The 26,454-nt window shown below is 64.0% G+C and carries 24 protein-coding genes; 8 read left to right on the top strand and 16 right to left on the bottom strand.

From position 1 onward, the window contains the following. Positions 1 to 81: 81 nt before the first annotated feature. From IQ24_RS00720 to cysS, 3 genes are read right to left on the bottom strand one after another with little or no spacing between them, the layout of a single operon-like run. Positions 82 to 861 carry a squalene/phytoene synthase family protein gene (locus tag IQ24_RS00720; RefSeq protein WP_145395796.1) on the bottom strand — a complete coding sequence of 260 codons (780 nt, stop codon included), beginning with the start codon at positions 859 to 861 and terminating at the stop codon, positions 82 to 84. Then, positions 858 to 2,477, bottom strand: a complete 1,620-nt coding sequence (cimA, locus tag IQ24_RS00715) for a citramalate synthase (protein WP_145395795.1) — start codon at positions 2,475 to 2,477, stop codon at positions 858 to 860. The genes IQ24_RS00720 and cimA overlap by 4 nt, the downstream gene beginning before the upstream one ends. After that, entirely contained in the window at positions 2,474 to 3,871 is a 1,398-nt protein-coding gene (gene cysS, locus IQ24_RS00710) for a cysteine--tRNA ligase (RefSeq protein WP_145395794.1), read from the bottom strand. The genes cimA and cysS overlap by 4 nt, the downstream gene beginning before the upstream one ends. Positions 3,872 to 4,027: 156 nt before the next feature. Here cysS and IQ24_RS00705 point away from each other — a divergent pair, with 156 nt between their 5' ends. Next, complete coding sequence (locus tag IQ24_RS00705) at positions 4,028 to 4,369, top strand: MmcQ/YjbR family DNA-binding protein (protein ID WP_145395793.1); 342 nt, start codon at positions 4,028 to 4,030, stop codon at positions 4,367 to 4,369. Positions 4,370 to 4,433: 64 nt separating this feature from the next. Here the strand turns inward: IQ24_RS00705 and IQ24_RS00700 are convergent, their stop codons facing one another. The 6 genes from IQ24_RS00700 to IQ24_RS00675 form a co-directional block, all read right to left on the bottom strand. After that, positions 4,434 to 4,826, bottom strand: coding sequence for a pore-forming ESAT-6 family protein (locus IQ24_RS00700; protein WP_145395792.1), 393 nt, complete (start codon positions 4,824 to 4,826; stop codon positions 4,434 to 4,436). Positions 4,827 to 4,921: 95 nt separating this feature from the next. Continuing rightward, positions 4,922 to 6,079: an ABC transporter ATP-binding protein gene (locus IQ24_RS00695; protein WP_145395791.1), complete on the bottom strand. Its 1,158-nt coding sequence runs from the start codon at positions 6,077 to 6,079 to the stop codon at positions 4,922 to 4,924. Further along, positions 6,076 to 6,882, bottom strand: coding sequence for an ABC transporter permease (locus IQ24_RS00690; RefSeq protein ID WP_145395790.1), 807 nt, complete (start codon positions 6,880 to 6,882; stop codon positions 6,076 to 6,078). The genes IQ24_RS00695 and IQ24_RS00690 overlap by 4 nt, the downstream gene beginning before the upstream one ends. Continuing rightward, a complete protein-coding gene (locus IQ24_RS00685) occupies positions 6,879 to 7,748 on the bottom strand; it encodes an ABC transporter permease (RefSeq protein ID WP_145395789.1) in 870 nt (289 codons plus the stop codon). Before IQ24_RS00685 ends, IQ24_RS00690 begins: the two co-directional genes overlap by 4 nt. Positions 7,749 to 7,856: 108 nt before the next feature. Next, positions 7,857 to 8,282, bottom strand: a complete 426-nt coding sequence (locus tag IQ24_RS00680; RefSeq protein ID WP_145395788.1) for a secondary thiamine-phosphate synthase enzyme YjbQ — start codon at positions 8,280 to 8,282, stop codon at positions 7,857 to 7,859. A 36-nt stretch (positions 8,283 to 8,318) separates the two neighbouring features. Further along, positions 8,319 to 9,734 carry a DNA recombination protein RmuC gene (locus tag IQ24_RS00675; protein WP_145395787.1) on the bottom strand — a complete coding sequence of 472 codons (1,416 nt, stop codon included), beginning with the start codon at positions 9,732 to 9,734 and terminating at the stop codon, positions 8,319 to 8,321. Positions 9,735 to 9,862: 128 nt separating this feature from the next. Between IQ24_RS00675 and IQ24_RS00670 the strand changes: the two genes are divergently transcribed. Beyond that, positions 9,863 to 10,411 (top strand): NADPH-dependent FMN reductase, encoded by a 549-nt coding sequence (locus IQ24_RS00670; RefSeq protein WP_145395786.1) that lies wholly within the window; start codon positions 9,863 to 9,865, stop codon positions 10,409 to 10,411. A gap of 57 nt (positions 10,412 to 10,468) precedes the next feature. On the opposite strand, the gene rpoD is transcribed toward IQ24_RS00670, so the two are convergent. From rpoD to IQ24_RS00655, 3 genes are all read right to left on the bottom strand, one after another. After that, positions 10,469 to 12,454, bottom strand: a complete 1,986-nt coding sequence (gene rpoD / locus IQ24_RS00665) for an RNA polymerase sigma factor RpoD (protein WP_145395785.1) — start codon at positions 12,452 to 12,454, stop codon at positions 10,469 to 10,471. A gap of 136 nt (positions 12,455 to 12,590) precedes the next feature. Next, the gene (dnaG, locus tag IQ24_RS00660) at positions 12,591 to 14,528 is read right to left on the bottom strand and encodes a DNA primase (protein WP_145395784.1); all 1,938 of its coding nucleotides are present in this window, start codon (positions 14,526 to 14,528) and stop codon (positions 12,591 to 12,593) included. 42 nt (positions 14,529 to 14,570) lie between these two features. Next, positions 14,571 to 15,155, bottom strand: a complete 585-nt coding sequence (locus tag IQ24_RS00655) for a TetR/AcrR family transcriptional regulator (RefSeq protein WP_145395783.1) — start codon at positions 15,153 to 15,155, stop codon at positions 14,571 to 14,573. 103 nt (positions 15,156 to 15,258) lie between these two features. Between IQ24_RS00655 and IQ24_RS00650 the strand changes: the two genes are divergently transcribed. Together IQ24_RS00650 and IQ24_RS00645 are read left to right on the top strand one after the other, a co-directional pair. After that, positions 15,259 to 15,621, top strand: a complete 363-nt coding sequence (locus IQ24_RS00650; protein ID WP_145395782.1) for a hypothetical protein — start codon at positions 15,259 to 15,261, stop codon at positions 15,619 to 15,621. Between the two features lie 58 nt (positions 15,622 to 15,679). Beyond that, positions 15,680 to 16,843, top strand: coding sequence for an alpha-hydroxy acid oxidase (locus tag IQ24_RS00645; RefSeq protein ID WP_145395781.1), 1,164 nt, complete (start codon positions 15,680 to 15,682; stop codon positions 16,841 to 16,843). A 16-nt stretch (positions 16,844 to 16,859) separates the two neighbouring features. On the opposite strand, the gene IQ24_RS00640 is transcribed toward IQ24_RS00645, so the two are convergent. Further along, positions 16,860 to 17,840 (bottom strand): acyltransferase family protein, encoded by a 981-nt coding sequence (locus IQ24_RS00640; protein ID WP_145395780.1) that lies wholly within the window; start codon positions 17,838 to 17,840, stop codon positions 16,860 to 16,862. A 177-nt stretch (positions 17,841 to 18,017) separates the two neighbouring features. Between IQ24_RS00640 and IQ24_RS00635 the strand changes: the two genes are divergently transcribed. The 3 genes from IQ24_RS00635 (at position 18,018) to gluQRS (ending at position 20,964) form a co-directional block, all read left to right on the top strand. Then, positions 18,018 to 18,647, top strand: a complete 630-nt coding sequence (locus IQ24_RS00635) for a 50S ribosomal protein L25/general stress protein Ctc (RefSeq protein WP_145395779.1) — start codon at positions 18,018 to 18,020, stop codon at positions 18,645 to 18,647. Positions 18,648 to 18,778: 131 nt separating this feature from the next. Then, entirely contained in the window at positions 18,779 to 20,122 is a 1,344-nt protein-coding gene (trmFO, locus tag IQ24_RS00630; protein WP_145395778.1) for a methylenetetrahydrofolate--tRNA-(uracil(54)-C(5))-methyltransferase (FADH(2)-oxidizing) TrmFO, read from the top strand. Then, positions 20,119 to 20,964 (top strand): tRNA glutamyl-Q(34) synthetase GluQRS, encoded by an 846-nt coding sequence (gene gluQRS / locus IQ24_RS00625; RefSeq protein ID WP_145395777.1) that lies wholly within the window; start codon positions 20,119 to 20,121, stop codon positions 20,962 to 20,964. Before trmFO ends, gluQRS begins: the two co-directional genes overlap by 4 nt. Here the strand turns inward: gluQRS and hisI are convergent. Next, positions 20,946 to 21,311, bottom strand: a complete 366-nt coding sequence (gene hisI, locus IQ24_RS00620; protein WP_145395776.1) for a phosphoribosyl-AMP cyclohydrolase — start codon at positions 21,309 to 21,311, stop codon at positions 20,946 to 20,948. The two genes, gluQRS and hisI, sit on opposite strands and share 19 nt — an antisense overlap. Positions 21,312 to 21,370: 59 nt before the next feature. Here hisI and IQ24_RS00615 point away from each other — a divergent pair, with 59 nt between their 5' ends. Continuing rightward, positions 21,371 to 21,847: an iron-sulfur cluster assembly scaffold protein gene (locus IQ24_RS00615; RefSeq protein ID WP_145395775.1), complete on the top strand. Its 477-nt coding sequence runs from the start codon at positions 21,371 to 21,373 to the stop codon at positions 21,845 to 21,847. Between the two features lie 308 nt (positions 21,848 to 22,155). Here IQ24_RS00615 and recG read toward each other — a convergent pair whose 3' ends face one another. Further along, positions 22,156 to 24,270, bottom strand: coding sequence for an ATP-dependent DNA helicase RecG (gene recG / locus IQ24_RS00610; RefSeq protein WP_145395774.1), 2,115 nt, complete (start codon positions 24,268 to 24,270; stop codon positions 22,156 to 22,158). After that, positions 24,246 to 26,396 (bottom strand): NAD-dependent DNA ligase LigA, encoded by a 2,151-nt coding sequence (gene ligA / locus IQ24_RS00605; protein WP_145395773.1) that lies wholly within the window; start codon positions 26,394 to 26,396, stop codon positions 24,246 to 24,248. Before ligA ends, recG begins: the two co-directional genes overlap by 25 nt. Positions 26,397 to 26,454: the final 58 nt, after the last annotated feature.

Raw genomic sequence — 26,454 nt, 5'->3', positions numbered from 1 at the left:
CATTCCGTTTGAATTCCCGATCTCACCGCGCCATCCCTGCTGCAACCCAGCACAACATGAGGCGAAGGCATGAACATTGCCTTAACGGCGGGGCTTCACCCACCAGCGTCCATTGAGCGCAAAGAGGCCAAAGCCCAGCCTTCTGCGGAATTCGGAATAATTTGAGGTATTTATCGCGTCGATCCCGCCACCTTTTGCGACGCGCGACAGAAAATCCACGATCCCGGTCCGGGGCTTCAGCACCGGGGCGATTCGGCGCGGAACGCTATGGCGACGGGCGGCTGCGCTGGCCAGAGCATCCTGCGCTGCCTTGGCGATGGTCGCCAGCACCGCAGGATCGGGCAAGGCGAGCCCCAGCCCGACCGATTGCAGCGCCGGAAGCGCGGCCAGCCAATTCGCCAGCCCCACCCCTTCGGCCTGTGCCGATACCGGCCCCGCCGCGTCGAAGGGCATGTCCAGAGCCTCGGCCGCAAACAAAGTCAGCGGCACGGCGGTCGCGCCGACATAGGCGATGACCGCATCCGCATCGGCATGGGGCTCGTGATCGGCGTCGCGACGACGCCCCTCGGCCACAGCGGCAAGAGCGGGGGCGCGTTCCCCCCACGCCTCGGCCAGCGGCGCCAGCAGTTCATGCGTCGTCGCCCGCCCGGTCCCAAGCGCCCGCAGCTCATCAATCCACCATTGCAGCCGCATTTCCGCCAGCATCGGCTCATTCGCGGCCAGTGGCGCGCGGGCGAGTTCCAGGTTCAGCGCGTAAAGCGTCAGCAGCTTCGCGCGCGCCTCGGGGGCAGCCAGCAGGCAGATCCCGAAACGGTCAGGGTCGTGATCGCGCAGCGCCTCGGCGCAATGTTCAAGCGTCATGCCGAGGCCACACCGTCACGCAGAAGCTTCCAGCGCACCGCCTCGACCAGCGCCTCGAAACTGGCGTCGACGATATTGGGCGAGACCCCCACCGTCGACCAGCGCCGCCCCTGCCCGTCCGCGCTGTCGATGATGACGCGGGTCGAGGCGTCGACCCCGCCGCCGGTGATCCGCACCCGGAAATCCGACAGCCACATGTCGTCAATCGCCGCCTGATAGGGGCCCAGATCCTTCGCCAGCGCCCGCCAGAGCGCGTTGACCGGCCCGCGGTCATGGCCTTCGTCGTCCATGCTTTCGCTGACCGACAGCATCCGCTCGGACCCGATGCCGACGACCACCACCGCCTCGGAAACCGAGATCCGCTGGCCAAGCGCGTTGCGGCGACGCTCGACCGTGACGCGGTAGCGTTCGACCTCGAAGAAGGGGATCATCAGGCCCAGCTGGCTGCGGGCCAGCAGCTCGAAACTGGCCTGCGCGCTGTCATAGGCATAGCCCTGATCCTCGCGCTGCTTGACCAGATCCAGAATGCGCGCAAGCGCCGGATCGTCGCGTTCGACCGTGATCCCGGCATCGGCAAGGCGCGTGCGCAGGTTCGACTGCCCGGCCTGATTGGACATGGGAATAACACGCTCATTCCCGACGAAGGACGGGTCGACATGCTCATAGGTCGCCGGGTTCTTGATGATGGCGCTGGCATGAAGCCCGGCCTTATGCGCGAAGGCCGAGGTGCCGACATAGGGCGCCTCGCGCAGGGGCGCACGGTTCAGGATGTCCTCAAGCCGCCGCGAGATCTGCGTCAGGCCGGTCAGCCCTTCCGGCGTCACCTGTGTCTGAAGCTGCCCGGCATAGGGCGCCTTCAGCAGCAGCGTCGGGATGAGGCTGGTGAGGCTCGCGTTGCCGCAGCGCTCTCCCAGCCCGTTCAGCGTGCCCTGGATCTGACGCACCCCGGCATCGACGGCGGCCAGCGTACAGGCCACCGCATTGCCGGTGTCGTCATGGCAATGGATGCCCAGACGATCGCCTGGCACGCCGGCGGCGATGACCGCGCGGGTCACCTCGCCCACCTGATGTGGCAAGGTGCCGCCGTTCGTGTCACAAAGCACCACCCATCGCGCGCCCGCCTTCAGCGCGGCCTTCAGGCAGCCCACGGCATAATCGGGATCGTCGGCATAGCCGTCGAAGAAATGCTCGGCGTCGAACAGCGCCTCACGGCCCTGCCGGGTGACATGGGCCACCGAGGCGCGGATGTTTTCGAGGTTCTCCTCCAGCGTGATGCCAAGCGCCTCGCGGACGTGGAAGGGATGGGTCTTGCCGACCAGACAAACGGCGCGGGTATTGGCGTTCAGGACGGCGGCCAGCACATCGTCATTCTCGGCCGAGCGACCGGCGCGCTTGGTCATCCCGAAGGCCGAGATGGTGGCGCGGCTGGCGGGGGCGTCGTTGAAGAACTCGCTGTCGGTCGGGTTCGCGCCCGGCCAGCCGCCCTCGATGTAATCGACGCCCAGATCGTCCAGCATGCGGGCGATCTCGACCTTTTCTGAGGCCGAGAACTGCACGCCCTGCGTCTGCTGCCCGTCGCGCAGGGTGGTGTCGTAGAGGTACAGGCGGTCAGTCACAAAAGCGCCCCCAGCTTGGCGGCATCAAGGCGCGGCCCGGCGATCAACTCGACCCCGGTTTTGGACATGCGCACCTCGACGCCCGCCTCGGTCAGCGCGGCCTTGAGGCTGTCGACGGTCGAGAAATCCTTGCTTTCCATGGCCTTCTCGCGCAGATCTGTCATCTTCTGTGTCAGCGTGGCGATGCCGTCCTTGACCGAAATGGCCATGCTGTCGATCACTGCCAGATCGCGGGCCACCCAATCGCCCAGTTCGGGGCGCAGCAGCCCAAGGAAGCGGGCCGAAGCCAGAAGCTTCGCCGGATCGTCCTTCAGCGTATAAAGCACCGAGATCGCGCCCGCCGTATTCAGATCGTCCGCCAAGGCCTCGATCACGCGCGGATCAGGCTCGGCGGCGGGCTCGACATCCTTGGTCAGGACGCGCCATTCCCACAGCGTATCCTCGGCCGTCTGGGCCTTCTCTGCCGTCCAGTCCATCGGCTTGCGGTAATGCGTCGACAGAAGGACGAAGCGGATCACCTCGCCCGGGACGCGTTTGTCCAGCAGGTCGCGGACGGTGAAGAAATTGCCCAAGGATTTGGACATCTTCTTGCCCTCGACCTGCAGCATCTCATTGTGCAGCCAGACGCGCGCAAACTCGCCCTGAGGATGGGCGCAGCAACTTTGCGCGATCTCATTCTCATGATGGGGGAATTGCAGGTCGATGCCGCCAGCATGGATGTCAAAGCTCGTGCCCAAGAGCTCCTCGGACATGGCCGAGCATTCGATGTGCCAGCCCGGACGGCCATAGCCCCATGGGCTGTCCCAGCCGGGCTGGTCGCCGCTGGAGGGCTTCCACAGCACGAAATCCATCGGATCGCGCTTGAACGGCGCCACCTCGACCCGCGCCCCCGCGATCATGTCATCGACCGAGCGTCCCGATAGCTTGCCGTAATCCGCGAAAGAGCGGACCTCGAACAGCACATGGCCCTCGACGGCATAGGCATGGCCGCTGTCGATCAGGTTTTCGATCATGGTGATCATCTGGGGAATATAGTCGGTCGCCCGCGGCTCATGATCAGGGCGGGCCGCGCCAAGCGCGTCCATATCGGCGTGATACCAGCCGATCGTCTCATCGGTGATGTCGCGGATCGGGCGGCCCGTCTCGGCGGCCCGAGCGTTGATCTTGTCGTCAACGTCGGTGAAGTTGCGCACATAGGTCACGTGATCCGCGCCATAGACGTGGCGCAGAAGCTGCACCAGCACGTCGATCACCACGACGGGACGGGCATTGCCCAGATGCGCCCGGTCATAGACGGTCGGGCCGCACAGATACAGCCGCACGTTCTGCGGGTCGATCGGCACCAGCGAATGCTTGGTCCGGGTCTTCGTATTCGTCAGCCTGATATCGACCATGACTTCCCCCTGGGCGGGCGTCATCTGGTCACAAAGATCCGCCCGCCTGAAATTTCAGCCGGTAATGATGCAGCGGATGCTTGCGGTCTTGACCATCATGAAAACGCCTTAACGCATCACCTTGCGTCTGCCAAGGGAGACTGCAAAAATGCGCGCATGAGCCGTGAATTGGTGAACGAAATCTGCGCCGCACAACCGGGGGCCCAGTGGTCCGAGCCCTGGGGTCCGGGCTATGATTGCTGGAAAGTCGGCGACCGGACCTTCGCGGTCACCAGCAATGCGGAAGGTTATGTTTCGGTGAAGACCGACTCATCCGAAACGGCTGAACTGCTGTTCGAGACCGGCGTCGCGTTGCGAAATCGTGAACTGCATCCGGGCTGGATCGCGCTGCCGCTGGATGCGGCCCCTGATGAGCTGGCCTTCCGGCTGCGGCGATCCTATCGCACGGTCCGGGCCGAGCTGCCCGACGGCATGCGGGCCCATCTGCCCCCGATCTGACCCTTAATACGAAAAAAGCCGGTCCCGAAGGACCGGCTTTGCATTCATGTGGCCGAAGGCCCGATCAGCCCGGAAGCTGTGCGGCCATCTGGGCCAGAAGTGCGTCCATCTGCTTGCAGAGCGCCGCAACATCGGTGTTTTGTTCTTTTGCCGCGTCGTCCAGCGAACGCTCGACGCCCATCGCCGAAACGGTGCCTTTCTTGCCAAGCTCCTCGGCCGCGTCACCTTTGGCGGTGTCACCGGCGGGAATCATGGTCAGCAGCTTGGTCTGGGTTTCGACGGCCTTGCCATCGATGTGACCCTGCTCCTGGCAATAGGTCAGCACGCCCAGCTGGTTGCGTGCGCTTTCATAGGCAGCACCCATGTCAGGCATGGCCGGGGGCGTTGCAGCTTCCTGAGCCATGGCGACGCCTGCGCTGAGTGCGAAGGCGGTTACAAAGGTAAAGCGAGCGATCATTCTAGATCTCCGTAGGTTTGGGTGCCGGCAGGTTTGCACGCCTTTATCGAGACCGCAAATGCGGGTGGCGGAAATCCGCCTTGCAACCTAAGGCTTTAGCGAAACAGGATCAGACTGCCCGGCGACCAACTGACACGTGTGCGGGTGCCGACATCCTGCACTTCACGGCCGAAAACATTGCGCATGGCGATGCGCACCGGGCGCGATTTGCCGTCGAAACTGGCCGAGCCATCCAGACGCACATCGTAATAGGTCATGTCGCCATAATAGACGACCTCGTCGATCACGCCGCCTGTCACCCGGTTCTGCGCCGCCACATTCGGCCCCAGCAGTGAGACCGCCTCGGGCCGGAACCCGATCGAGGGTCCCTCATCGCCGGGATCGGCGCTGCTGATGTTGCGGCTGGGGATCTCGACCACGCCCAGACCGGGGGCATCGACCATGACGCCATTTTCGGTTTCATCCAGGATGCGGGCAGGAAGGAAGTTCATCACGCCGATGAAATTCGCCACGCGGCGGCTGGCCGGGCGCGCATAAAGCGCCTCGGGGCCGTCCAGCTGGGCGATCTGGCCCTCGAACATGACGGCGATGCGGTCGGACATGACCAGCGCCTCTTCCTGATCATGGGTGACCAGAACGAAGGTGATGCCGACCTGCCGCTGCAGCTTGATCAGCTCGACCTGCATCTGCTCGCGCATCTTGCGGTCCAGCGCCGACATCGGCTCATCCAGCAAAAGCACCTTGGGTTTCAGGATCAGCGCCCGCGCCAAGGCCACCCGCTGACGCTGGCCGCCCGAGAGCGCGTGCGAGGCGCGGTTGCCATATCCCTTGAGGCCGACCATCCCAAGCGCCTCTTCCACCGCTGCGGCCTTCTCGGCCGCCGGGCGCGGATCGCGGCGCAGGCCGAAGCCCACATTCTCGGCCACGGTCAGATGCGGGAAGATCGCATAGGACTGGAACACCATATTGGTGGGCCGTCTGTTCGCCGGAACGCCCGCCATGTCCTGCCCGTCGATCAGCACCACGCCCGAGGAAATATCCTCAAACCCCGCGATCGTGCGCAGAAGAGTGGTCTTGCCGCAGCCCGAGGGGCCGAGCAGCGAGAAGAACTCGCCTTCGCGGATGGTCAGGTCGATCCCGCGCAGGGCGTGGTAATCGGCATAGTATTTCTGCACGTCCCGACATTCGATCAGTGCGCGCGCGGCCGAACGGTCAGGGCGCCGGGCAGACGCTGAGCTGGTGGGACTGGTCACAGGAAACCTCCGCTATCGGTTCCGCCCGTCTTCGCGACGCCGCGACGGCGGAAATATTCGGCTACGGTCAGAAGCAGGACGGACATCAGCACAAGGACCGTACCAAGCGCCATGATCGGCGGGATCTGCTTCGGGAAGCGCAGCTGGCTGTAGATGAAGGTCGGCAAGGTGGGCTCATTGCCGGCCAGGAAGAAGGCGATGATGAATTCATCAAGGCTGATCGTGAAGCTCATCAGCAGGGATGAGATGATGCCGGGCATGACCAGCGGCAGGATCACCAGCCGGAAGGCGTTCCACTTGCTTTCGCCCAGATCATAGGCCGCCTCTTCCAGAGAGCGGTCGAGCGAGTTGAACGCCGTCGTCAGGATCACCACCGCATAGGGCATGCAAAGCAGCGTGTGCCCCATGATAACGGTCAGCAGGTTCAGCTTGACGCCAAGGCCCAGCAGCACGACCAGCAGCGACATCGAGATGATGATCTCGGGCATGACCAGCGGCAGCATGATCAGGCCGGTGATCGGTCCCTTGCCGGGGAAGCTGAAGCGCGTCGTCGCCCGCGCGGCGAAGATGCCAAGGCAGGTCGCCAGAATGGCCGAGCTGGTCGCGATGATCAGCGAATTCGTCAGCGCGCGGCGCATGGCGGCGTTGCCCGCCATTTGCACGAACCAGTCGGTGGTGAAGCCCTTCAGCGGGAAGGCGATGACCGTGCCGCTGTTGAAGGCAAAGATCGGCAGTAGCAGGATCGGCGCATAAAGAAACAGCAGATAGATCAGCGCATAGGCGCGCAGGCCCCCGCCCTTCATTGCCGCACCTTCAGGAAGCGCCGGTTCACGAACAGAAACAGCAGGCTCAGCGCCGCCACGATGATCATCGCGGTCACCGCAATGGCCGAGCCCAGCGGGCGGTTGTCGATATCCAGCATCTGCGCCTGAATCATATTGGCAATCATCGGGATCTTGCCGCCGCCGATCAGCGCCGGGGTGACGTAATCGCCGATGGTCGGGATGAAGACGATCAGCGAGGCCGCGATCACGCCGGGCATGGCCAGCGGCAGCGTCACGCGCCAGAAGGTCATCATGCGGTTCTCTCCCAGATCGCGCCCCGCCTCCAGCAGCGAGCGGTCGATCTTTTCCAGCGCGATGAAGATCGGCAGGATCGCGAAAGGCGCATAGGCATGGGCCAGCGTCATCACCATCGAATTGACGTTGTAAAGGATGAAGGTCAGCGGCTGCTCGATGATGCCCAGCGATTTCAGGCCCGAGTTGACGACGCCGTTATAGCCCAGGATCACCTTCCACAGGAACACACGGATCAGATAGCTGGTCCAGAACGGAATGGTGATCAGGAAGAGCCACAGCGGCTTGCGCTCGCTTGAGACGACGAAGGACAGGAAATAGGCGACCGGAAAGGCCAGCGCCACAGTCACCACCGTCACCAGCGCGGCCACGCCCAGGGATCGCAGCATGATCTTATGAAAGATCGGATCGGACCAGACCGCCAGATAATTCTCCAGCGTGAACTCATAGATGATGGTCAGATAGCCGTCTTTGAAGAAGGAATAGGCCAGCAGCGTCAAAAGCGGCGCGCCAAGGACCAGCAGGGCATAGGCAAAGGGCGGCGCGACAAGGGTCAGCCCCTGTGCTGCCTCGGATCGATTTCCTGCCGCCATCCTGTCCCCTCATTCCTGCCGACCGCGCGATATGCTGCCCGGCCGTCTTTAGCGCCCAAGTTTTCACATCCCACCCGTCAGGGGAAGTGATTCCAGAGACTTCCGCCCTCAATTCGGCTGAAAGCTGGCCACGATCTGGCGCGCGTGCGGCGCGCGGCGATGCTCGACCAGATAGATCCCCTGCCATGTCCCAAGCGCCATCCGACCCTGCAGAACCGGGATCTGCAGGCTGACGGGCAGGATCGCCGCCTTCTGATGCGCGGGCATGTCGTCGGGGCCTTCGGCCAGATGGGTCAGGTAGCCCATCGAAGGATGATCCGCCGGGGGCGCGATCCGGTCCAGCCATTCCAGCAAGTCGCGCTGAACCGCCGGATCGGCATTTTCCTGGATCAGCAGCGAGCAGGAGGTGTGGCGCACCATCAGCGTCACCACGCCCTCGCGCGCGCCGATCTGATGAAGCCAGCCCTGCACCTCATGGGTGAAATCGTGGCAGGCCGGGCCGCGCGTCGGGATCTTGAGGATGATCGCGCTCATCCGGGGCAGCGGGTCCGAGGGTTCCGCACCCTGCGATCACTCACCGGCTTCGGGCAGACGGGTGACCTCGCCATCATGGTCAAGCTCCAGCCGCTTCTGGGTGCGCGCGCCCAGTTCACGCAGCATCTCGGCCTGACGGATCACGTTGCCCGAGCCGCGCGTCAGCCGGTCCATGGCGGTCGCATGGCTGCGCTGCGCCCGGTCCAGCGCCACGCCGACCTCTTCGACAGATTGCACGAAACCATGCAGCTTGTCGTAAAGCTGGCCCGCGCGCGCGGCGATCTGCATGGCATTCGTCTCGCGCCGCTCGACGGTCCAGATGTGATCGACCGTGCGCAGGGTCAGCATCAGTGTCGTGGGCGTCGACAGCCCGACGCGGCTTTCCATTGCGAAACGCGCGAGGTCCGGATCGACCCGCAGCGCCTCGGAAAACGCGCCCTCAATGGGAATGAACATCAGCACGTAATCGACCGCCGTATCGTCGATCTGCTGATAGGCCTTGCCCGCAAGCCCGGTCACATGTGCCCGCATCGCCGCAACATGGCGCTTCAGCGCGGCGTCCCGCACCGCCGGATCATCGGCATTCACCGCCTCTTCATAGGCAAGAAGCGAGACCTTGCTGTCGATGACCAGCACCTTCTTCTGCGGCATTTTCACGATGACATCGGGCCGCCAGAGCTTGCCGTCACTGTCGCGATGGCTGGTCTGCGTCTCATAGTGCAGCCCGCGCTCCAGCCCGGAGTCCTCAAGGATGCGTTCCAGGATCATCTCGCCCCAGGCGCCCTGCTTCTGCCGGTCGCCCTTCAGCGCGCGGGTCAGCTGCACCGCCTCTTGCGAGATCTGCTCCGAGCGGCGGTGCAGATATTCGATCTGTTCCTTCAGCCGCGCGCGTTCCTCATCGGTGGCCTTGTTGCGGGCCTGCAATTCGGTCTGGAAGCGGTGCACCTGATCGCGGAAGGGATTGAGCAGCGCGTTCAACTGCTCGCCATGCGATTTCTGCATGTCCTGCCCCTGCAGGCGCAGGGTTTCATTGGCCATCAGGCGGAACTGGCCGGTCATCTCTTCGCGCAATTCGCGCAGGGTGGCGATGTCGCGTTCGGCCGCCTCACGGTCCTTGCTGGCAGCCAGCCGCGTCTCGGCCAGATCCCGGTCAAGCCGCGACAGCGCCTGCCGTTCGCGATGCAGCGCATCGGTCAGCCCGTCCCGCTCGTCGCTCAGGGACTGAAGGCGGCGGGTGGTCTCCTCGGCCTGCACCTCCAGCCGCAGCACCTGCGCCTCGGTCCGGCGCATCGCCTCGGCGCGCTCCGCCAGCAGATCGGCCTGAGCCCGGCGTCGCCGCCCTTCGCGCCACAGCATCAAAAGCAGGATCGCCAGCAGGACCAGCGCCCCCACCAAGGCGATCTGCAACGCAGAGACATCGGCCCAAAGCGTGGCCAGTCGTGTATTCAGCATCGGTTCCTGTTCCTGCGCGACTCGGGCCGGATGTTCACTTTTTTGCCCAATCATTGCAAGGTGCGACCCTTTTCTTGAAGGCCACAAGACACTAGCTTTCGGCCCAGACCGCAAACGGAGTTTACTGCATGACCAAGACCATTGCCGTGCTGATCGGGTCGCTGCGCAAGGATTCGATCAACCGCAAATTCGCCAAGGTGCTGGAAAAGCTGGGGGCCGATCAGTTCAAATTCGTCGAGCTGAACATCAGCGATCTGCCGCATTACAATGACGATTTGTGGGCGAACCCGCCCAAATCCGTCACCGAGATGAAAGAGCAGGTCGCAGCCGCCGATGCCGTGCTGATCGTCACGCCCGAGTACAACCGCAGCTTCCCCGGCCTCATCAAGAACGCGCTCGACTGGGGCACCCGCCCCTATGGCAAGAACGTCTGGTCCGAAAAGCCCTGCGCCGTGACCGGGACCGCTGGCGGTGCCATCGGGACCGCCGTCGGTCAGGCCCATCTGCGGCTGGCCGCGATGAACTGCAACATGATCGTCATGCACCAGCCCGAGGTCTATCTGACCTGGAGCGATGAGGTTTTTGCCGCCGATGGCGAGGTGACGAACGAAAGCACCAAGGAATTCCTGCAGAAATTCCTGAAGTCCTTCAACAGCTTCATCACCAAGGTCAGCTGAGATCACTAGACAATAAAAAATGCCGGGCGATTGGCCCGGCATTTTTTGTTTCGCATTTTACTGATCCAGGAAGGACCGCAGCTTGCGCGACCGGCTGGGGTGCTTCAGCTTGCGCAGCGCCTTCGCCTCGATCTGACGGATGCGTTCGCGGGTGACCGAGAACTGCTGGCCGACTTCTTCGAGCGTGTGGTCGGTGTTCATCCCGATGCCGAAACGCATCCGCAGAACCCGTTCCTCACGCGGCGTGAGGCTGGCCAGAACGCGGGTCGTGGTTTCCTTCAGGTTTTCCTGAATGGCAGAATCCAGCGGCAAGACGGCGTTCTTGTCCTCGATGAAATCGCCAAGCTGGCTGTCTTCCTCGTCCCCGATCGGGGTTTCGAGCGAAATCGGTTCCTTGGCGATCTTCATCACCTTGCGAACCTTTTCGAGCGGCATCTGCAGCTTTTCGGCCAATTCTTCCGGGGTCGGCTCGCGGCCGATCTCGTGCAGCATCTGGCGACCGGTGCGGACCAGCTTGTTGATCGTCTCGATCATATGGACCGGAATACGGATCGTGCGGGCCTGGTCGGCAATCGAGCGCGTGATCGCCTGGCGGATCCACCAGGTCGCATAGGTCGAGAACTTGTAGCCGCGACGATACTCGAACTTGTCCACGGCCTTCATCAGGCCGATGTTGCCTTCCTGAATAAGATCAAGGAATTGCAGACCACGGTTCGTGTATTTCTTGGCAATCGAGATCACCAGACGCAGGTTCGCCTCGACCATTTCCTTCTTGGCCTGACGCGCCTCTTTCTCGCCGCGCTGGACCTGGTTCACGATGCGGCGGAATTCTTCGATGTCCACGCCGACGTGCTGGCCGACAAGGGCAATCTCGCTGCGCAGGTTTTCGACCTGAGCCTGCGATTTGTCGAAGAGCGCCTGCCAGCCGCGACCCTTGTTTTCCGACATGCGGTCGATCCAGGTCGGATCCAGCTCGCTGCCGCGATAGGCGTCGATGAATTCGCGCCGGTTGATGCGCGCGGCATCGGCCAGCTTCACCATGCCCGAGTCGATGGTCACGATCCGGCGGTTGATGCCATAGATCTGGTCGACCAGCGCCTCAATGCGATTGTTGTGCAGGTGCAGCTCATTCACCAGCCCGACGATGGTCGAGCGCAGCTTCTGATAGGCCGCCTCATCCGCGACCGAGAAACTGCCGTCCTCGTTCAGCGTCGCCGACATGCGGCTGTCCTGCATATGCGCCAGATCTTCATAACCATTGGCGATGAACTCCAGCGTCTCAAGAACCTTGGGCTTGAGACTGGCTTCCATCGCGGCCAGCGACAGGTTCTGGCCGTCCTCCTCGTCGTCATCATCATCGTTGCGGATGACGTTGCCGTCGGCGTCCAGTTCCTCTTCCTTCGCGCCCGAGGTGGGGGCCGAAGTCGAATTGGCGGGCCGCTCTTCCAGCAGCACGTCATCGCCCTCTTCGTCCATCGCACGGCCGAAGGTCGTCTCAAGGTCGATCACGTCGCGCAGCAGGATGTCTTCTTCCAGAAGTTCCTCGCGCCACATGGTGATGGCCTTGAAGGTCAGCGGGCTTTCGCACAGGCCCGCGATCATGGTGTTGCGCCCCGCCTCGATCCGCTTGGCGATGGCGATCTCGCCCTCGCGCGACAGCAGTTCGACCGAGCCCATCTCGCGCAGGTACATCCGCACGGGGTCGTCGGTGCGGTCCAGCTTTTCGGTCTCGGTGGTGGCCAGCGCCACCTCACGCGAGCCCGAGCCGGTCGTCGCCAGCTCTCCGCCCGTTTCCTGTTCGTCGGCATCCTCGTCATTCTCGACGACGCGGATGTCCATTTCGGACAGCATCGACATAACGTCCTCGATCTGGTCGGAGCTGACCTGATCGGGCGGAAGAACCGAGTTCAACTGGTCGTAGGTGATGAAACCACGTTCGCGCCCTTCGGCGATCATTTTCTTGACCGCCGCCTGGCTCATGTCCAGCGAATGGTCGTCGTCCTTGGTTTCGGGCTTTTGGTCGTCGTCGTCCTTGGCTGCCATGCGGGCTCCTTGCAGGCGGTGATTCGCGAAGCGGCGAATCGGGTCGGCTGTCTGGTTTTACCCAATGCGTGGGCGGATTCAAAGACCCGCACCCGAATCGGTATCTGGTGATTCGCGAAGTGATTCGCGAGGGCTGTCAGCGGCGCGGCTTGCGCCAGATTTCATTCTCGATCGCGGCGCGCAGAAGCGCGCGCTGTGCATCACTGTTTTCGCCCAGATCGCTCAGATCGCTGAGCGTCGGGTGGTCGGCCATCTGCCGGGCTTTCGCCGATTGGGCCACGCGCCAGGTCAGGCCCTCATCGACCAGCCCTTCGATCTCGGCCTCGGCGCGGGCGATTTCCTCGCGCGCAGCGCGGCGGGCGTCGATCTTGTCCAGCGCATTGGCCAGAATTTCGGCTGCGGCATCACCCTCTTGCGGGCGCATGACCACCGAGGCCGCCCTGACATGGGCCTCGGCCATGATGCTTTCAAGGGCGATGGCGCCCGCGGCCGAGCGTGTGCCGGACAGAAGATCATGGACCAGCGCCTGCCGACCCGCATCCAGCGGGTCCAGCCGCTCGAGCCGCCATTCGACGGGCGCGATCAGGTCCGGATGCGTGGCACAGATCGCCAGCACCATCGCCTCGATCAGATCGGCCATGTCGCCCGCATCCGAGGCGGTCAGGCGCGAATTCCGCGTGGGCTCGGCAGGGGCAATCGGCACATATTCGCGCGTGCCCTTGTCGCGCCGCCCCGGATAGGGGGCCGAGCGCCCGCCACCATCAGCGGGCCGCTCGCGGCGGCGCGCGCCACCGCCGAACAGATCCCATTTCATCTGCTTGAGCGTGCTGAGGTAATGGTCGCGCGTGTCCTTGTCGGGGATCTTCGCGACCGCCTCGCCCAGCGATTTATCCAGCGCGGCCTTGCGTTCGGGGCTGTCGAAAACCTTGCCCTCGGTCTCGCGCCGCCAGAGCAGATCGACCAGCGGCCGCGCCTCATCCAGCACGGCCTGCATGGCGGCCGCCCCCCGCGCGCGGATCAGATCGTCCGGGTCCTGTCCCTCGGGCAGGAAGGCAAAACGCAGCGCCTGCCCCGGCCCGGTCATCGGTAGCGCCAGATCGATCAGCCGCAGCGCCGCGCGCAGGCCAGCCGTATCGCCATCGAGCGCAATCACCGGCTCGGGCGAGATGCGCCACATCAGGCGCAGCTGATCCTCGGTGATCGCCGTGCCCAAAGGCGCGACAGCGCCCTGAAACCCGGCCCGCGACAGCGCGATCACATCCATATAGCCTTCCGAGACGACCAGCGGCTGGCCCTTGGCCACAGCCGCCCGCGCGGGCGCAATATTGTAAAGGTTGCGCCCTTTGTCGAAGAGCGGCGTCTCGGGAGAGTTCAGGTATTTCGCCCGCGCATTCGGGTCGAGCGAGCGGCCTCCGAAGGCGATGCAGCGCCCGCGCGCGTCGCGAATGGGAAAGATGATCCGGCCCCTGAACCGGTCAAAAGGCGCGCCGCCATCGTCGGGTTTGGCGGCAAGCCCGGCCTCGACGATCAGCGCGTCGGGGATGTTCTTCGAGCGCAGCGCATTGAACAGCCCCTGCCGCTGATCGGGCGCATATCCCAGCCCCAGCGATTCGCAGGCCGCATCATCAAGGCCGCGCCGTGCCAGATAGGCCCGCGCTTCCGAGGCCGCGCCAGATTGCATCTGCAGGCGGAACCAGCGCACGGCCTGCTCCATCACCTCGACCAGCTGGGTGCGGCGGTCGGTGCGCTGCGCCTCGCGCGGGTCGCGCTCGGGCATGACCATACCGGCTTCGCTGGCCAGCATCTCGACCGCTTCCATGAAGGCCATGCCCTCGGCCTCGCGCAGGAAGGTCAGGGCGTCGCCCTTGGCGTGGCAGCCGAAGCAGTAATAGAAGCCCTTCTGGTCATCGACATGAAAAGACGCGGTTTTTTCGCCATGGAAGGGGCAAGGCGCCCACCAGTCACCCTTCGCCTGATTCGAGCGGCGAAGATCCCACACGACCTTGCGCCCGATCACCCGCGACAGGGGCACACGGGCGCGGATTTCGTCCAGGAATGACGGGGGCAAGCTCATGTCAGCCTATATCGGTCCGGTCGGGGCATTTGAAAAGGGGCGTCACGCGCCGACCGCGCCACGCGCCAGATCCCAGTAGATGCGCGTCACGTGATCGCGGTCAAGACGTCCGCCGGGCCGATACCAGTTCGTGACCCCGGTCAGCATGGCAATCAGCGCCATTGTCGCCAGCCGGGTGTCGGCCATTTGCATCACGCCCTGCGCCACGCCATCCTTCAGGATCGCCTCCAGCGCGTCCTCATACTGACGGCGAAGCGTCGCGATCTCGCGCCGGTTTTCGGGCGTGAGGTTGCGCAACTCCATATAGGCCAGAAACACCGACTCGGTTCGGTCGAGGCTGCAATCGATGTGGAAGCGCACGAAGCGTTCCAGCCGCTGAAGTGCGGGCAGCGCGGGCGCGTCCTGCCAGTCGGCCAGCAGCTCCTCCATATGGGTGCGCAGAAGATCGGCCAGCAGCGCCTGCTTGTCGTCGGTATAGCCATAGATCGTACCGACCCTGACGCCGACCTCGGCCGCGATCTGGCGCATCGAGACCGCCGCATAGCCATAGCGCGCGAACAGGCTGCGCGCAGCCTCGCGGATCAGGGGGCGGGTGGTTTCGGCCTTCGAGCCATGCGTACGTGCCATGACCGCCCTTCTAGGCATTGATCCCCGAACGGGAAAGAGCGCATCTTGTCCCTGCCCCGCGCCTGAGCCTATCCTGCGACGGATCTTTAGGCAGGACATGATGATGAAGATGCGCCGGTGGCTAATCGTGACGGCTTTGGTTGCGGGCGCGGCCGCGTGCGGCGGCAACGACGCCGACTATCCCAAGCTTCTGCCCATGGACCAGCTGATGCGCCCGCCCGCCATCCCGGGCCATGCCGCGGATGCCATCGACAGCCCCGACGCGGTGACCGCCAATCTGGAAGGGCGCGCGGCGGGTCTTCACCATGGCCCTGCCCGGCCCGCAGGCGCGACCGATGCCGAACTTCAGGCCCGCGCGCGCGCCTTGCGTGAACGGGCCCGCGCGCTCTCGACCCAATCAGTTGATGACGGCGCGGCGACCTGCACGGCAGGCTCGCCCGATTGCCCGGAGACCCCGGCCAACTGACCCCGGAATTTGGCGCATGCTGCGCCTTACTTAGCTGCCAGCAAAGGACAGACAGACAATGGCAACGATCACGAACATCGAGGATCTCAAGCGCATCTATCGCCGCCGCGTCCCGAAGATGTTCTACGACTATGCCGAAAGCGGCAGCTATACCGAACAGACATTCCGCGAGAATTGCTCGGACTTTTCGCAGATCCGGCTGCGCCAGAAGGTGGCGGTCGACATGTCAAACCGCTCGACCCAAAGCTCCATGATCGGCGAGAAAGTGGCGATGCCCGTGGCGCTGGCCCCGGTCGGCATGACCGGGATGCAATGCGCCGATGGCGAGATCAAGGCGGCGCTGGCGGCAAAGAGATTCGGCGTGCCCTTCACGCTTTCGACCATGTCCATCTGCTCGATCGAGGATGTGGCCGAGGCGACGCAGCACCCGTTCTGGTTCCAGCTTTACGTGATGAAGGACGAGGATTTCGTCGACGCGATCATCGAGCGGGCGCGCAAGGCCAATTGCTCGGCGCTGGTGCTGACGCTGGACCTGCAGATCCTGGGCCAGCGCCACAAGGACCTGAAGAACGGGCTTTCCGCGCCGCCCAAGATGACTCTGCCCACGATCATCAATCTGGCGACCAAATGGGGCTGGGGCCTCGAGATGCTGAAGACCAAGCGGCGCAGCTTCGGCAATATCGTCGGCCACGCGAAGAATGTGGGCGATGTCTCATCGCTCAGCAGCTGGACCGCCGAGCAGTTCGACGAGAAGCTGGACTGGGGCAAGATCGCCCGCATTCGCGACCAATGGGGCGGAAAGCTGATCCTGAAGGGCATCAACGATCCCGATGACGCGCGTCTGGCCGCCGATTTCGGGGCCGATGCGATCATCGTCAGCAACCACGGTGGCCGCCAGCTGGACGGCACCGCCAGCGCCATCCGCATGCTGCCCGACATCATCCGCGCTGTCGGCAATCAGGTCGAGGTGCATATGGACAGCGGCATCCGCTCGGGTCAGGACGTGCTGAAGGCGCTGGCGCTTGGCGCGCGCGGCACCTTCATCGGGCGCGCCTTCATCTATGGCCTTGGTGCCATGGGCGAAGAGGGCGTGACCAAGGCACTGGAGATCATCCACAAGGAACTGGACGTGACCATGGCGCTGTGCGGCGAACGTGACGTGCACAACCTTGGCCGCCACAACCTGCTGATCGCGCAGGACTTCCTGAAGCCCTTCGCCTGAGGCTGTCTCGGGCGGATCAGGGGCGGACGACGCCCCTCTCCGCCTGAGGCCGACGGCGCATCGCCATGACCTTCTCGAAGGCGATGGCCAGCAGAATCGGCATGATGATCCCCAGCAGGGTCGTCGCCCAGATGCTCATGATCCCGAAGTGGCGCGCGATAAGGATCATCAGGATATGCAGGAAATAGATGCTGGCCGACCACAGGCCCAGATTAACCGGAGCGCGCGGCAGATCCAGCCGCAGAAAGGCCAGAAACATCAAAAGCGCGAAGGGAATGGCCAGGATCGGCAGATCCGGCAGCGTGCGGATCGAGACGCCATAGACCTGCATCACGATGGCCGATTCCCCAAGCTTGAGCACGCCCAGCAGGATCATCGCCAACCAAAGCGCGCGGGCCGAGGGCAGCGCCTCGCGTCCACGCTGGTCAACCAGCATCGCCACCGCATAGCCCGCCGCCGCAAAGGGAAAGATCACCGTAATCCCGTTGCGGTGCAAATCCAGCGGCAAGGGTGAGACGAGGTAGGACCAATAGGCCAGCCCGCTTCCTGTCAGCGCAAGGATCAGCGCCGCGCCCAGCATCGGCCAAATCCCGGTCCCGGTCTTCCGGCCCAGCCACAGCGTCGCCAGCATCAGGGGCAGCGCCAGCACCAGCCCCGCGATATACCACAGGTGCATGGTACCGAAGACCAGCGTCTGCACGACCTGCTCGAACCCCGACATGTCGCGAAACCAGACCGGCAGATAGAAGGCCATCCAGAACAGATAGACGGCGATCAGCCCCTTCAGCCAGGCATCCAGCTTGCCGCGCTTCTGCGTGACATAGATGCTGTAGCCCGAGATCGCCGAGAATGTCGGCACCAAGCCGCGCAAAAGCCCCATGCCGATCAGATAGCTCCAGGGCTTGAGCTGGTTCTGCATCAGGATGGCGTGTCCGAAGGCCACACCAAGCGCCAGAAGCAGTTTCATATAGTCGAGCGAATGGATACGATGCGCCACCAGAATACCCCATATACGAGAGTCTGATTGCGTCTTTTCGTGCCATCCCGCAAGATAATCATCTGACGCGCGCGCGAAAAATTCCCTTCACATTTGGCCGCCAAGCGGCTATAGGGCCAGCTTCGGCCATGCACCCTTGGAGGATGGCCGTCACTTCGAACATAAAGGAATATGACTATGGCCAAAGAGATCCCTGATCTGGTGGCCGAGGCACGCGCGGGGACAGGCAAGGGGGCCGCCCGCCAAGCTCGCCGCGAAGGCAAGGTGCCCGGTATCGTTTACGGCGACGGAAAAGATCCGCAGCCGATCGCCCTTGAATTCAACTATCTGCTGACCCGCCTGCGCGCCGGCCGCTTCCTGTCCACGCTGTGGAACCTGAAAGTGGACGGTCAGGACGACGTTCGCGTCATCTGCCGCAGCGTTCAGCGCGACGTGGTGAAGGACCTGCCGACGCATATCGACTTCATGCGCCTGCACCGCAACACCCGTGTGAACCTGTTCATCCACGTGGAATTCGAAAACCACGAAGAGTCGCCGGGCCTGAAGCGCGGCGGTACGCTGGTTGTCGTTCGCCCGGAAGTCGAGCTGGTCGTGACCGCCTCGGATATCCCCGATCACATCACGGTCGACCTGACAGGCAAGCAGATCGGCGATTCGATCCACATCGAAGACATCAAGCTGCCGAAAGGCGTGAAGCCGACCATCGACCGCAACTTCGTCATCGCCAACATCGCAGCACCCTCGGGTCTGCGTTCGTCGGATAACGAAGACGCAGGTGAGGCCAGCGAAGAAGCCGCCGAAGCCTAAGGCCGGGCAGGCTTGCAAGACAGGAAAGGCGGCCCCGGATGGTGCCGCCTTTTTCCGTTCCGGCCATCCTTGCTGCGCTGCGGGCCGGTTGCTACCTAGATCAGCGCAAGACGATGAGTGGGAATGACGCGATGACAGAGACGGTGCATATCATTGGCGCGGGCCTTGCGGGCTCGGAAGCCGCCTGGCAGATCGCGCAGGCTGGCGTCCCCGTGGTCCTGCACGAGATGCGCCCCAACGTCGCGACATTCGCCCATCGCACCGGCGATTGCGCCGAGATGGTCTGCTCGAACAGCTTCCGCTCGGATGATGATGCGATGAACGCTGTGGGACAGCTGCATTGGGAAATGCGTGCGGCGGGCGGGCTGATCATGCAGATGGCCGACCGTCACCGCCTGCCTGCGGGCGGCGCGCTGGCCGTCGATCGCGACGCGTTTTCGGGCGCGGTCACCCAGGCGCTGAAGGATCACCCGCTGATCTCGTTCCAGCCGGGCGAGATCCGCGAATTGCCCTCCGAGGGCCGCTGGATCGTCGCCACCGGGCCGCTGACCTCGGATGCGCTGGCGGGCTCGATCCGCGGGCTGACCGGCACGGAATCGCTCGCGTTCTTCGACGCCATCGCGCCGATTGTTCACGCCGACAGCATCGACATGTCGATCTGCTGGCGCCAGAGCCGTTATGACAAGGGCGAGACCGAGGAAGAGCGGACCGCCTATATCAACTGCCCGATGACCCGCGACGATTATGAACGCTTCATCGACGCGCTTCTGGCCGCCGACAAGACCGAGTTCCGCGAGGGCGAAACCGCTGGCTACTTCGACGGCTGCCTGCCCATTGAGGTCATGGCCGAGCGCGGGCGCGAGACGCTGCGCCACGGCCCCATGAAGCCCGTCGGCCTGACCAATACACATAACCCGACCGAGAAGGCCTATGCGGTTGTCCAGCTGCGCCGCGACAACGCGCTTGGCACGCTCTACAATATCGTGGGCTTCCAGACCAAGATGAAATATGGCGCACAAACCGATGTTTTTAAACTGATCCCCGGCTTGCAGAACGCCAGTTTCGCGCGTCTGGGCGGCATCCATCGCAACAGCTTCCTGAACTCTCCGACGCTGATCGACGACCGTCTGCGGCTGCGGCTGCGCCCGAACCTGCGCTTCGCAGGTCAGGTCACCGGGGTCGAAGGCTATGTCGAAAGCGCGGCCATGGGCCTGCTGGCGGGCCGGATGGCGGCCGCCGAGGCGCTTGGGCGCGACCTGCCGCCTCCGGCCCCGACCACCTCGATGGGCGCGCTGGTCAATCACATCACCGGCGGGGCTGAGGCCAAGACCTTCCAGCCGATGAACGTGAATTTCGGCCTCTACCCTCCGCTGGATGAGATGCGGGGCGGTCGCAAAGGCCGCAAGGACCGCTATCCGGCCTATACCGACCGCGCAAAATCCGACTTCAACCAATGGCTTGCGGGGCAGAATTGAACCGCACGCGGTTCGCCCCTTCGCCAACTGGCCCGCTGCATCTGGGGCACGCCTTCGCGGCCCTCACCGCCGCCCGGCTGGCCGATCCGGGCCAGTTCCTGCTGCGGATCGAGGACATCGACCAAAGCCGCTGCCGCCCCGAATATGAGACGCTGATTGCCGAGGATCTACACTGGTTGGGCCTCGACTGGCTCACGCCCGTCATGCGCCAGTCCGAGCGTCGGGAGGCCTATCAGGCAGCACTGGACCATCTGGCCGCGCTGGACCTGATCTATCCCTGCAAATGCCGTCGCGCCGATATCCGCGCGGCCCTTTCAGCCCCGCAAGAGGGCGCAGAGCCGCAGATCGGCCCCGACGGCCCCGTCTATCCCGGCACCTGCCGCCATCTGCAGATGCGCGATGCCGCACCGGGTGACGCCCTGCGCCTGAACTCGGCCCGGGCGCTGGACTATCTGGGCCTGACCGAGATCACATTCCTCGACGAAAACATTGCTCCGGATGTGCCCCACAGCCTGTCGCCGCAGGACTTCATCACCGGGGTTGGCGATGTAGTCCTGTCGCGGCGCGGGATGGGAACCTCCTATCACCTTTCGGTCGTCGTGGACGATGCCGCCCAGAAGATCACGCTGGTGACACGTGGAAAAGATTTATTGGATTCCACATATATCCACGTCATTGTTCAGAAACTACTTCAACTCGAAACCCCGCGCTATCACCATCACCGCCTGATCCGCGACGACAGCGGCAAGCGGTTGGCCAAGCGCGACGACGCGCGCGCGCTAAGCCTCTATCGCGCCGATGGCATGAGCGCCGAGGCGCTGCGTCACTCGCTGGGGTTCTGAGGCTCGGTCAGAATGACCTCCTGCCCGTCCCGCAGCGCTGTGTAAAAACAGCTGCGCCGGTTCGTGTGGCAGGCCGGGCCAATCTGGTCGACCAGAAGCAGCAGGCAGTCGCGGTCGCAATCGATGCGCATCTCGATCAGCCTCTGAACATGGCCCGAGGTGTCTCCCTTCGCCCAGAACGCCTGACGCGAGCGCGACCAATAGGTCACCCGCCCGTCCGCCAGAGTGCGGGCCACCGACTCGGCATTCATCCAGGCCATCATCAGCACCTCACCGCTGAGATGATCCTGCGCGATGGCGGGAATCAGGCCATTGGCATCGTATTTCAGGCTGGCAGGGTCGAACATCGGCTTTCCTTTCGGCGTTGCCGCACCTATCTAATCCGGGCAGCCGCAAGGGGAAAGCCATGGCCGACAGCGATCTGATGCAGCTTTACTCGCGCCGTATTCTGGCTTTGGCGTCGGAGATTCCGCATTTGGGACGCCTGCCCGCACCCGATGGCAGCGCGTATAAACGCTCGCCCCAATGCGGCTCATCGGTGACCGTGGACCTGCGCCTGACCGACGGGCGGATCAGTGATTTCGCGCAAGAGGTCCGGGCCTGCGCGCTTGGGCAGGCCTCGGCCGCCATTCTTGGCGGGGCGGTTCTGGGCCGTACCGGGGCCGAGATTGCCGCTTCGCGCCAGCAGCTCGTCGCGATGCTGAAAGAGGATGGCCCGCTGCCGACCGCCCCCTTCGACGCGCTGGAAACGCTGCTGCCTGCGCGTGAATTCGCGAACCGCCACGCCTCGATCCTGCTGGCATGGGACGCGACGCTGGCCGCCATCGAGGCCGCCGAAAGCGCCGCTCAGTCGTCCGAGACGCTCAGCGAAAAGGGCGCATGAAAAAGCCGGCCCCGCAGGGCCGGCAGTTGCGCGCATGTCAAACGACCGGGGGATAACGGCTGCGATGCACAGGCGATGGCATCGCAAGGATCAAGCGCGGGGCAGAGAAATTCGGGGGTAATGTGGCGTCAGGCGGCCATCAAGCCGGGCAGTGAAAAGATGACGATGCCCATGACGGAAATCGCGACGACACCAATCAGATCAGACAGTTTCTCGAGGGACATCTCTGGCTCTCCATGCTGTGTTTCCAATTTGTTCTCATATCGAGATGCGCGTGTAAAGAACTTTTTAGGAACATTTAATGAAAACTAACCGACAGAGATCAACCGGATCGCCTTGTCCTGCTCCATCAGCCACAGCAAAAACCTGACAGCGAGGCCGCGCGGGCTGGTCATCGCGGGGTCGCGTTCCAGAAAAGCCTGCGCATCCTTGCGCGCCATGGCCATCAGTCCGGCCTGATGTTCCAGATCGGCGATCCGGAAACGCGGCAGCCCCGATTGCGCCGTACCGATCACATCGCCCGCGCCCCGCATCAGCAGATCCTCTTCGGCGATGCGGAAGCCGTCCTCGGTCTCTCGCAGAATCTGCAGCCGCCGCCGCCCGGTTTCGCTGAGCGGCTCGTGATACATCAGCAGGCAGCTTGATGCGCCCTGCCCGCGCCCGACCCGGCCACGCAACTGGTGAAGCTGCGCCAGCCCGAAGCTTTCGGCGCGCTCGATCACCATGATCGTGGCCTCGGGCACGTCGACGCCCACCTCGATCACCGTCGTCGCCACCAGAATGCGCGCGCGCCCCGAGGCGAAATCCGCCATAGCCAGGTCGCGCTGTTCAGGCGGCATCTGGCCATGGATCAGCCGCACCTCATCCCCGAAGCGCGCCCGCAACGCCTGAAAGCGGGCCTCGGCCGCCGTCAGGTCGATGACCTCGCTTTCCTCGACCAGCGGACAGACCCAATAGGCGCGCGCGCCCGATTGCAGCGCCTGCGCCAGATGGGTCAGCACATCCTCCAGCCGCCGGTCCGAGATCACCGTGGTCCGGATGGGCTGCCGCCCTGCGGGCTTTTCATCCAGCACCGACAGATCCATGTCGCCATATTGCGACAGCGCCAGCGAGCGCGGGATCGGCGTCGCCGTCATCACCAGCATGTCGGGCGGCAGATGCCCGCCCTTGGTTCCCAACTCCATCCGCTGCGTCACGCCGAAGCGGTGCTGTTCGTCGATGATAGCCAGGCGAAGATCATGAAATTCAACGGTTTTCTGGATCACCGCATGCGTTCCGACCAGAATGTCGATCCGCCCCTCGGCCAGATCCGTCAGGATATTGGCGCGCGCATTGCCCTTGTCGCGCCCGGTCAGCACCTCCAGCCGGATGCCCGCGAGCGTCGCCAGAGGCTCCAGTGCGCGGAAATGCTGCCGGGCCAGGATCTCGGTCGGGGCCATCATCACGCCCTGCCCGCCCGCCTCGACCGCGACCAGCAGCGACAGGAAAGCGACCAGCGTCTTGCCCGCGCCGACATCGCCCTGCAACAGGCGGTTCATCCGCTGCGGCGCGGCCATGTCCGCCGCAATCTCAGCCACGGCGCGGGTCTGCGCACCGGTCGGAGGCCAGGGCAGCCCCGCCAATACCTTGTCGCGCAGCTGCCCGTCGCCCGAGGTCTGAAGCCCGGCCCCCCGACGACGCTCGCGCCGCACCAGCGCAAGAGTTAGCTGATGCGCCAGCAGCTCATCATAGGCCAGCCGCAGACGCGCGGGGGCGGTCATCGACAGGTCCTGAGGTCCCTGCGGTTGATGTGCCAGGGTCAGCGCCTCACCCCAATCGGGCCAACCCTCACGCGCAAGCAGTGCCGGGTCGATCCATTCGGTCGCTTCGGGTACGCGCGACATCGCGGCGCGCACTGCCTTCTGAACCACACCCTGCGTCAGCTTTCCGGAAAGCGGATAGACCGGCTCAAACTCGGGCGGCAGCGGGGCATCCTCGGCACCGATATGGTCGGGGTGGACCAACTGCAGGGCACCGTCGAACTGCTCGATCTTGCCCGAGATCATGCGCCGCACGCCAATCGGAAGCTGCGTCTCGATCCATTGCTTGCGCGGATGAAAGAACACGAGCTGCACCTCGGTCGCGCCATCCGAGCAATAGACGCGCCATGGACGGTTGCGCGCCTTCGGCTCGACATGGCGCAGGACCGTCAGCGCCATGGTCACGATTTCCGGCGGCTGCGCGTCCGACAGCCGGGCAATCGGCCTGCGCCGGATCCCCGAATGCGGAAGGGTCAGCACCAGATCGCGCGGGCGGGTGACGTCCATCTGCGCAAAGGCTTCAGCCGCGCGCGGTCCGACGCCGGGCAGCGTCTCGACATCCGCGAACAGCGGAAATAGCGCGGGCGGGCGCCCGGGCGTCACATCCGGGCGATCTTCAGCCATTCGTCTTCATCAATGACCTTGATCCCAAGTTCGGCGGCCTTCGCCGCCTTCGAGCCCGCACCCGGCCCCGCGACGACCAGATCGGTCTTGGCCGAAACCGAGCCCGCGACCTTGGCCCCCATGGCCTCGGCCCGCGCCTTCGCCTCGGCGCGCGCCATATGTTCCAGCGTGCCGGTAAAAACGACGGTCTTGCCCGCAATCGGACTGTCCGTCGCGACCGGCGCAAGATCCGGCTCGATCGTCAGTTGACGGACCAGCCGGTCGATGACCTCACGCTCGGCCGGTTGGTGAAAGGCCGTCACGACCGAGCCCGCCAGAATCGCGCCGATTCCGTCGATGGAGTTCAGCTCCTCCCAAGCCTGTCCCTCGCCGATCTGCGCGGTGGTCATTGCCGTCTCGAAGGCCTGCCAGGTGCCGTAATGGCGCGACAAAAGCCGGGCGCTTTGCTCACCAATGTGCCGGATGCCAAGCGCGTTGATCAGCTTTGGCAGGGGGATGGTCCGTCGCGTCTCGATGCCATGAAAGAGCTTGGTCGCCGATTTCTCGCCCCAGCCTTCGGTCTTGCGAAGATCGTCGCCGTGGCGCGCTTCAAGGGTGAAGATGTCGGCGGGCTCGCGGATCCAGCCAGCCTGCCAGAATGCCTCGATCTGCTTTTCGCCCAGGCCATCGATATCGAACGCAGGGCGCGAGACGAAATGCCTCAGCTTCTCGATCCCCTGCGCGGGACAGGCCAATCCGCCCGTACAGCGACGGACGGCGTCGCCATCCTCGCGAACTGCGTCGGAATGGCATTCGGGGCAATGTTGGGGAAAGATGTAAGGGGTGTCGGACAGCCGCTGCGCCAGATCGACGTCGGCAATCTTCGGAATGACGTCGCCCGCGCGATAGATCCGGACCCAATCGCCTTCGCGAATGTCGCGGCCTTCGCGAATGGGTCGACCCGCCGAATCCCTGCCTGCGATGTAGTCCTCATTGTGCAGCGTCGCGTTCGAGACAACGACGCCCCCCACGGTCACGGGCGTCAGGCGCGCGACGGGTGACAAAGCTCCGGTACGGCCGACCTGAATTTCGATCTTTTCCAACCGCGTCCAGGCTTGTTCGGCAGGAAACTTATGCGCCAGCGCCCAGCGAGGCGTGGTTGAGCGAAGGCCAAGACGGGCCTGAAGCGCGAGGTCGTTCACCTTGTAGACAACGCCGTCGATGTCATAGCCCAAGGTCGCGCGCTGCTGTTCGATCTGGGTCCAGGCGGCGATCATCTCATCCGCGTTCCGGCAGATCCGGGTCAGCGGATTGACCGGAAACCCCAGCTCATTCATACGCTCGACCGCCTGCATCTGCGTGGGCGCAAGCGGCTGGCTGATCTCACCCCAGGCATAGGCAAAGAAGCGGAGCGGTCGCGAGGCGGTCACTGCCGGATCAAGCTGGCGCAGCGATCCCGCCGCCGCGTTGCGCGGATTTGCGAAGACCCGGCCATCACCGGTCGCGTTGAGGACGCGAAAATCGTCATGCGACATGTAGATCTCACCCCGAATCTCGAGGATTTCGGGGATATCCATGCCGCTTAGCACCTGCGGGATGTCGGAGATCGTGCGCGCGTTCGCGGTGACGTTCTCACCAACCGCGCCATCGCCGCGGGTCGAAGCTTGGACCAGCTTCCCGCTCTCGTATCGCAGCGACAGCGACAGTCCGTCGATCTTGGGTTCAGCGGTGAAGGCGATCTCGGTGGTCGGGGGCAGGCTCAGGAACGACCTGATGCGCAGGATGAACGCCTCGACCTCTTCGCGAGTGAAGGCGTTTTCAAGCGAGAGCATCCGCTGGCTGTGGCGCACCTTGGCAAATCGACCGTCCGGGGTCGCGCCGACCTGGCCGGTCACACTGTCCTCGGCCTCGAGTTCAGGGAAGCGCGCCTCGATCTCGGTCAGCCGACGTTTCAGATGGTCGTATTCCGCATCGCTGATGAATGGTGCATCGTCACCGTGATACGCTTGGTTCGATTGCTCAAGGATTGCGGACAGCCGCGCCACCTCTTGCACCGCTGTCGTCTTGCTCAGCGCGTCGACCGGCAGCTCTTCGCTTGGCACATCGGGCTTGGACTGATCTGTTTGCTCATTGCCGTTTCTGGTCATGTCATCCCCGCTCGACTTACCCGGAGCCGTTGATAGGACCCAGAGCAAGGTGATAGCG

Source organism: Paracoccus sulfuroxidans, assembly GCF_007830335.1.
GTDB lineage: Bacteria > Pseudomonadota > Alphaproteobacteria > Rhodobacterales > Rhodobacteraceae > Paracoccus > Paracoccus sulfuroxidans.
This window is presented reverse-complemented; position numbering and strand designations above follow the sequence as displayed.

Coding starts and splice junctions, on each gene's coding strand:
- IQ24_RS00650 (WP_145395782.1), top strand. CDS start 15,259: ATGAAGATGCGCCGGTGGCTAATCGTGACGGCTTTGGTTGCGGGCGCG.
- IQ24_RS00645 (WP_145395781.1), top strand. CDS start 15,680: ATGGCAACGATCACGAACATCGAGGATCTCAAGCGCATCTATCGCCGC.
- trmFO (WP_145395778.1), top strand. CDS start 18,779: ATGACAGAGACGGTGCATATCATTGGCGCGGGCCTTGCGGGCTCGGAA.
- cysS (WP_145395794.1), bottom strand. CDS start 3,871: ATGGTCGATATCAGGCTGACGAATACGAAGACCCGGACCAAGCATTCG.
- IQ24_RS00700 (WP_145395792.1), bottom strand. CDS start 4,826: ATGATCGCTCGCTTTACCTTTGTAACCGCCTTCGCACTCAGCGCAGGC.
- IQ24_RS00720 (WP_145395796.1), bottom strand. CDS start 861: ATGACGCTTGAACATTGCGCCGAGGCGCTGCGCGATCACGACCCTGAC.
- IQ24_RS00690 (WP_145395790.1), bottom strand. CDS start 6,882: ATGAAGGGCGGGGGCCTGCGCGCCTATGCGCTGATCTATCTGCTGTTT.
- IQ24_RS00655 (WP_145395783.1), bottom strand. CDS start 15,155: ATGGCACGTACGCATGGCTCGAAGGCCGAAACCACCCGCCCCCTGATC.
- IQ24_RS00670 (WP_145395786.1), top strand. CDS start 9,863: ATGACCAAGACCATTGCCGTGCTGATCGGGTCGCTGCGCAAGGATTCG.
- IQ24_RS00675 (WP_145395787.1), bottom strand. CDS start 9,734: ATGCTGAATACACGACTGGCCACGCTTTGGGCCGATGTCTCTGCGTTG.
- rpoD (WP_145395785.1), bottom strand. CDS start 12,454: ATGGCAGCCAAGGACGACGACGACCAAAAGCCCGAAACCAAGGACGAC.
- IQ24_RS00615 (WP_145395775.1), top strand. CDS start 21,371: ATGGCCGACAGCGATCTGATGCAGCTTTACTCGCGCCGTATTCTGGCT.
- hisI (WP_145395776.1), bottom strand. CDS start 21,311: ATGTTCGACCCTGCCAGCCTGAAATACGATGCCAATGGCCTGATTCCC.
- IQ24_RS00685 (WP_145395789.1), bottom strand. CDS start 7,748: ATGGCGGCAGGAAATCGATCCGAGGCAGCACAGGGGCTGACCCTTGTC.
- IQ24_RS00705 (WP_145395793.1), top strand. CDS start 4,028: ATGAGCCGTGAATTGGTGAACGAAATCTGCGCCGCACAACCGGGGGCC.
- ligA (WP_145395773.1), bottom strand. CDS start 26,396: ATGACCAGAAACGGCAATGAGCAAACAGATCAGTCCAAGCCCGATGTG.
- IQ24_RS00680 (WP_145395788.1), bottom strand. CDS start 8,282: ATGAGCGCGATCATCCTCAAGATCCCGACGCGCGGCCCGGCCTGCCAC.
- recG (WP_145395774.1), bottom strand. CDS start 24,270: ATGGCTGAAGATCGCCCGGATGTGACGCCCGGGCGCCCGCCCGCGCTA.
- dnaG (WP_145395784.1), bottom strand. CDS start 14,528: ATGAGCTTGCCCCCGTCATTCCTGGACGAAATCCGCGCCCGTGTGCCC.
- IQ24_RS00635 (WP_145395779.1), top strand. CDS start 18,018: ATGGCCAAAGAGATCCCTGATCTGGTGGCCGAGGCACGCGCGGGGACA.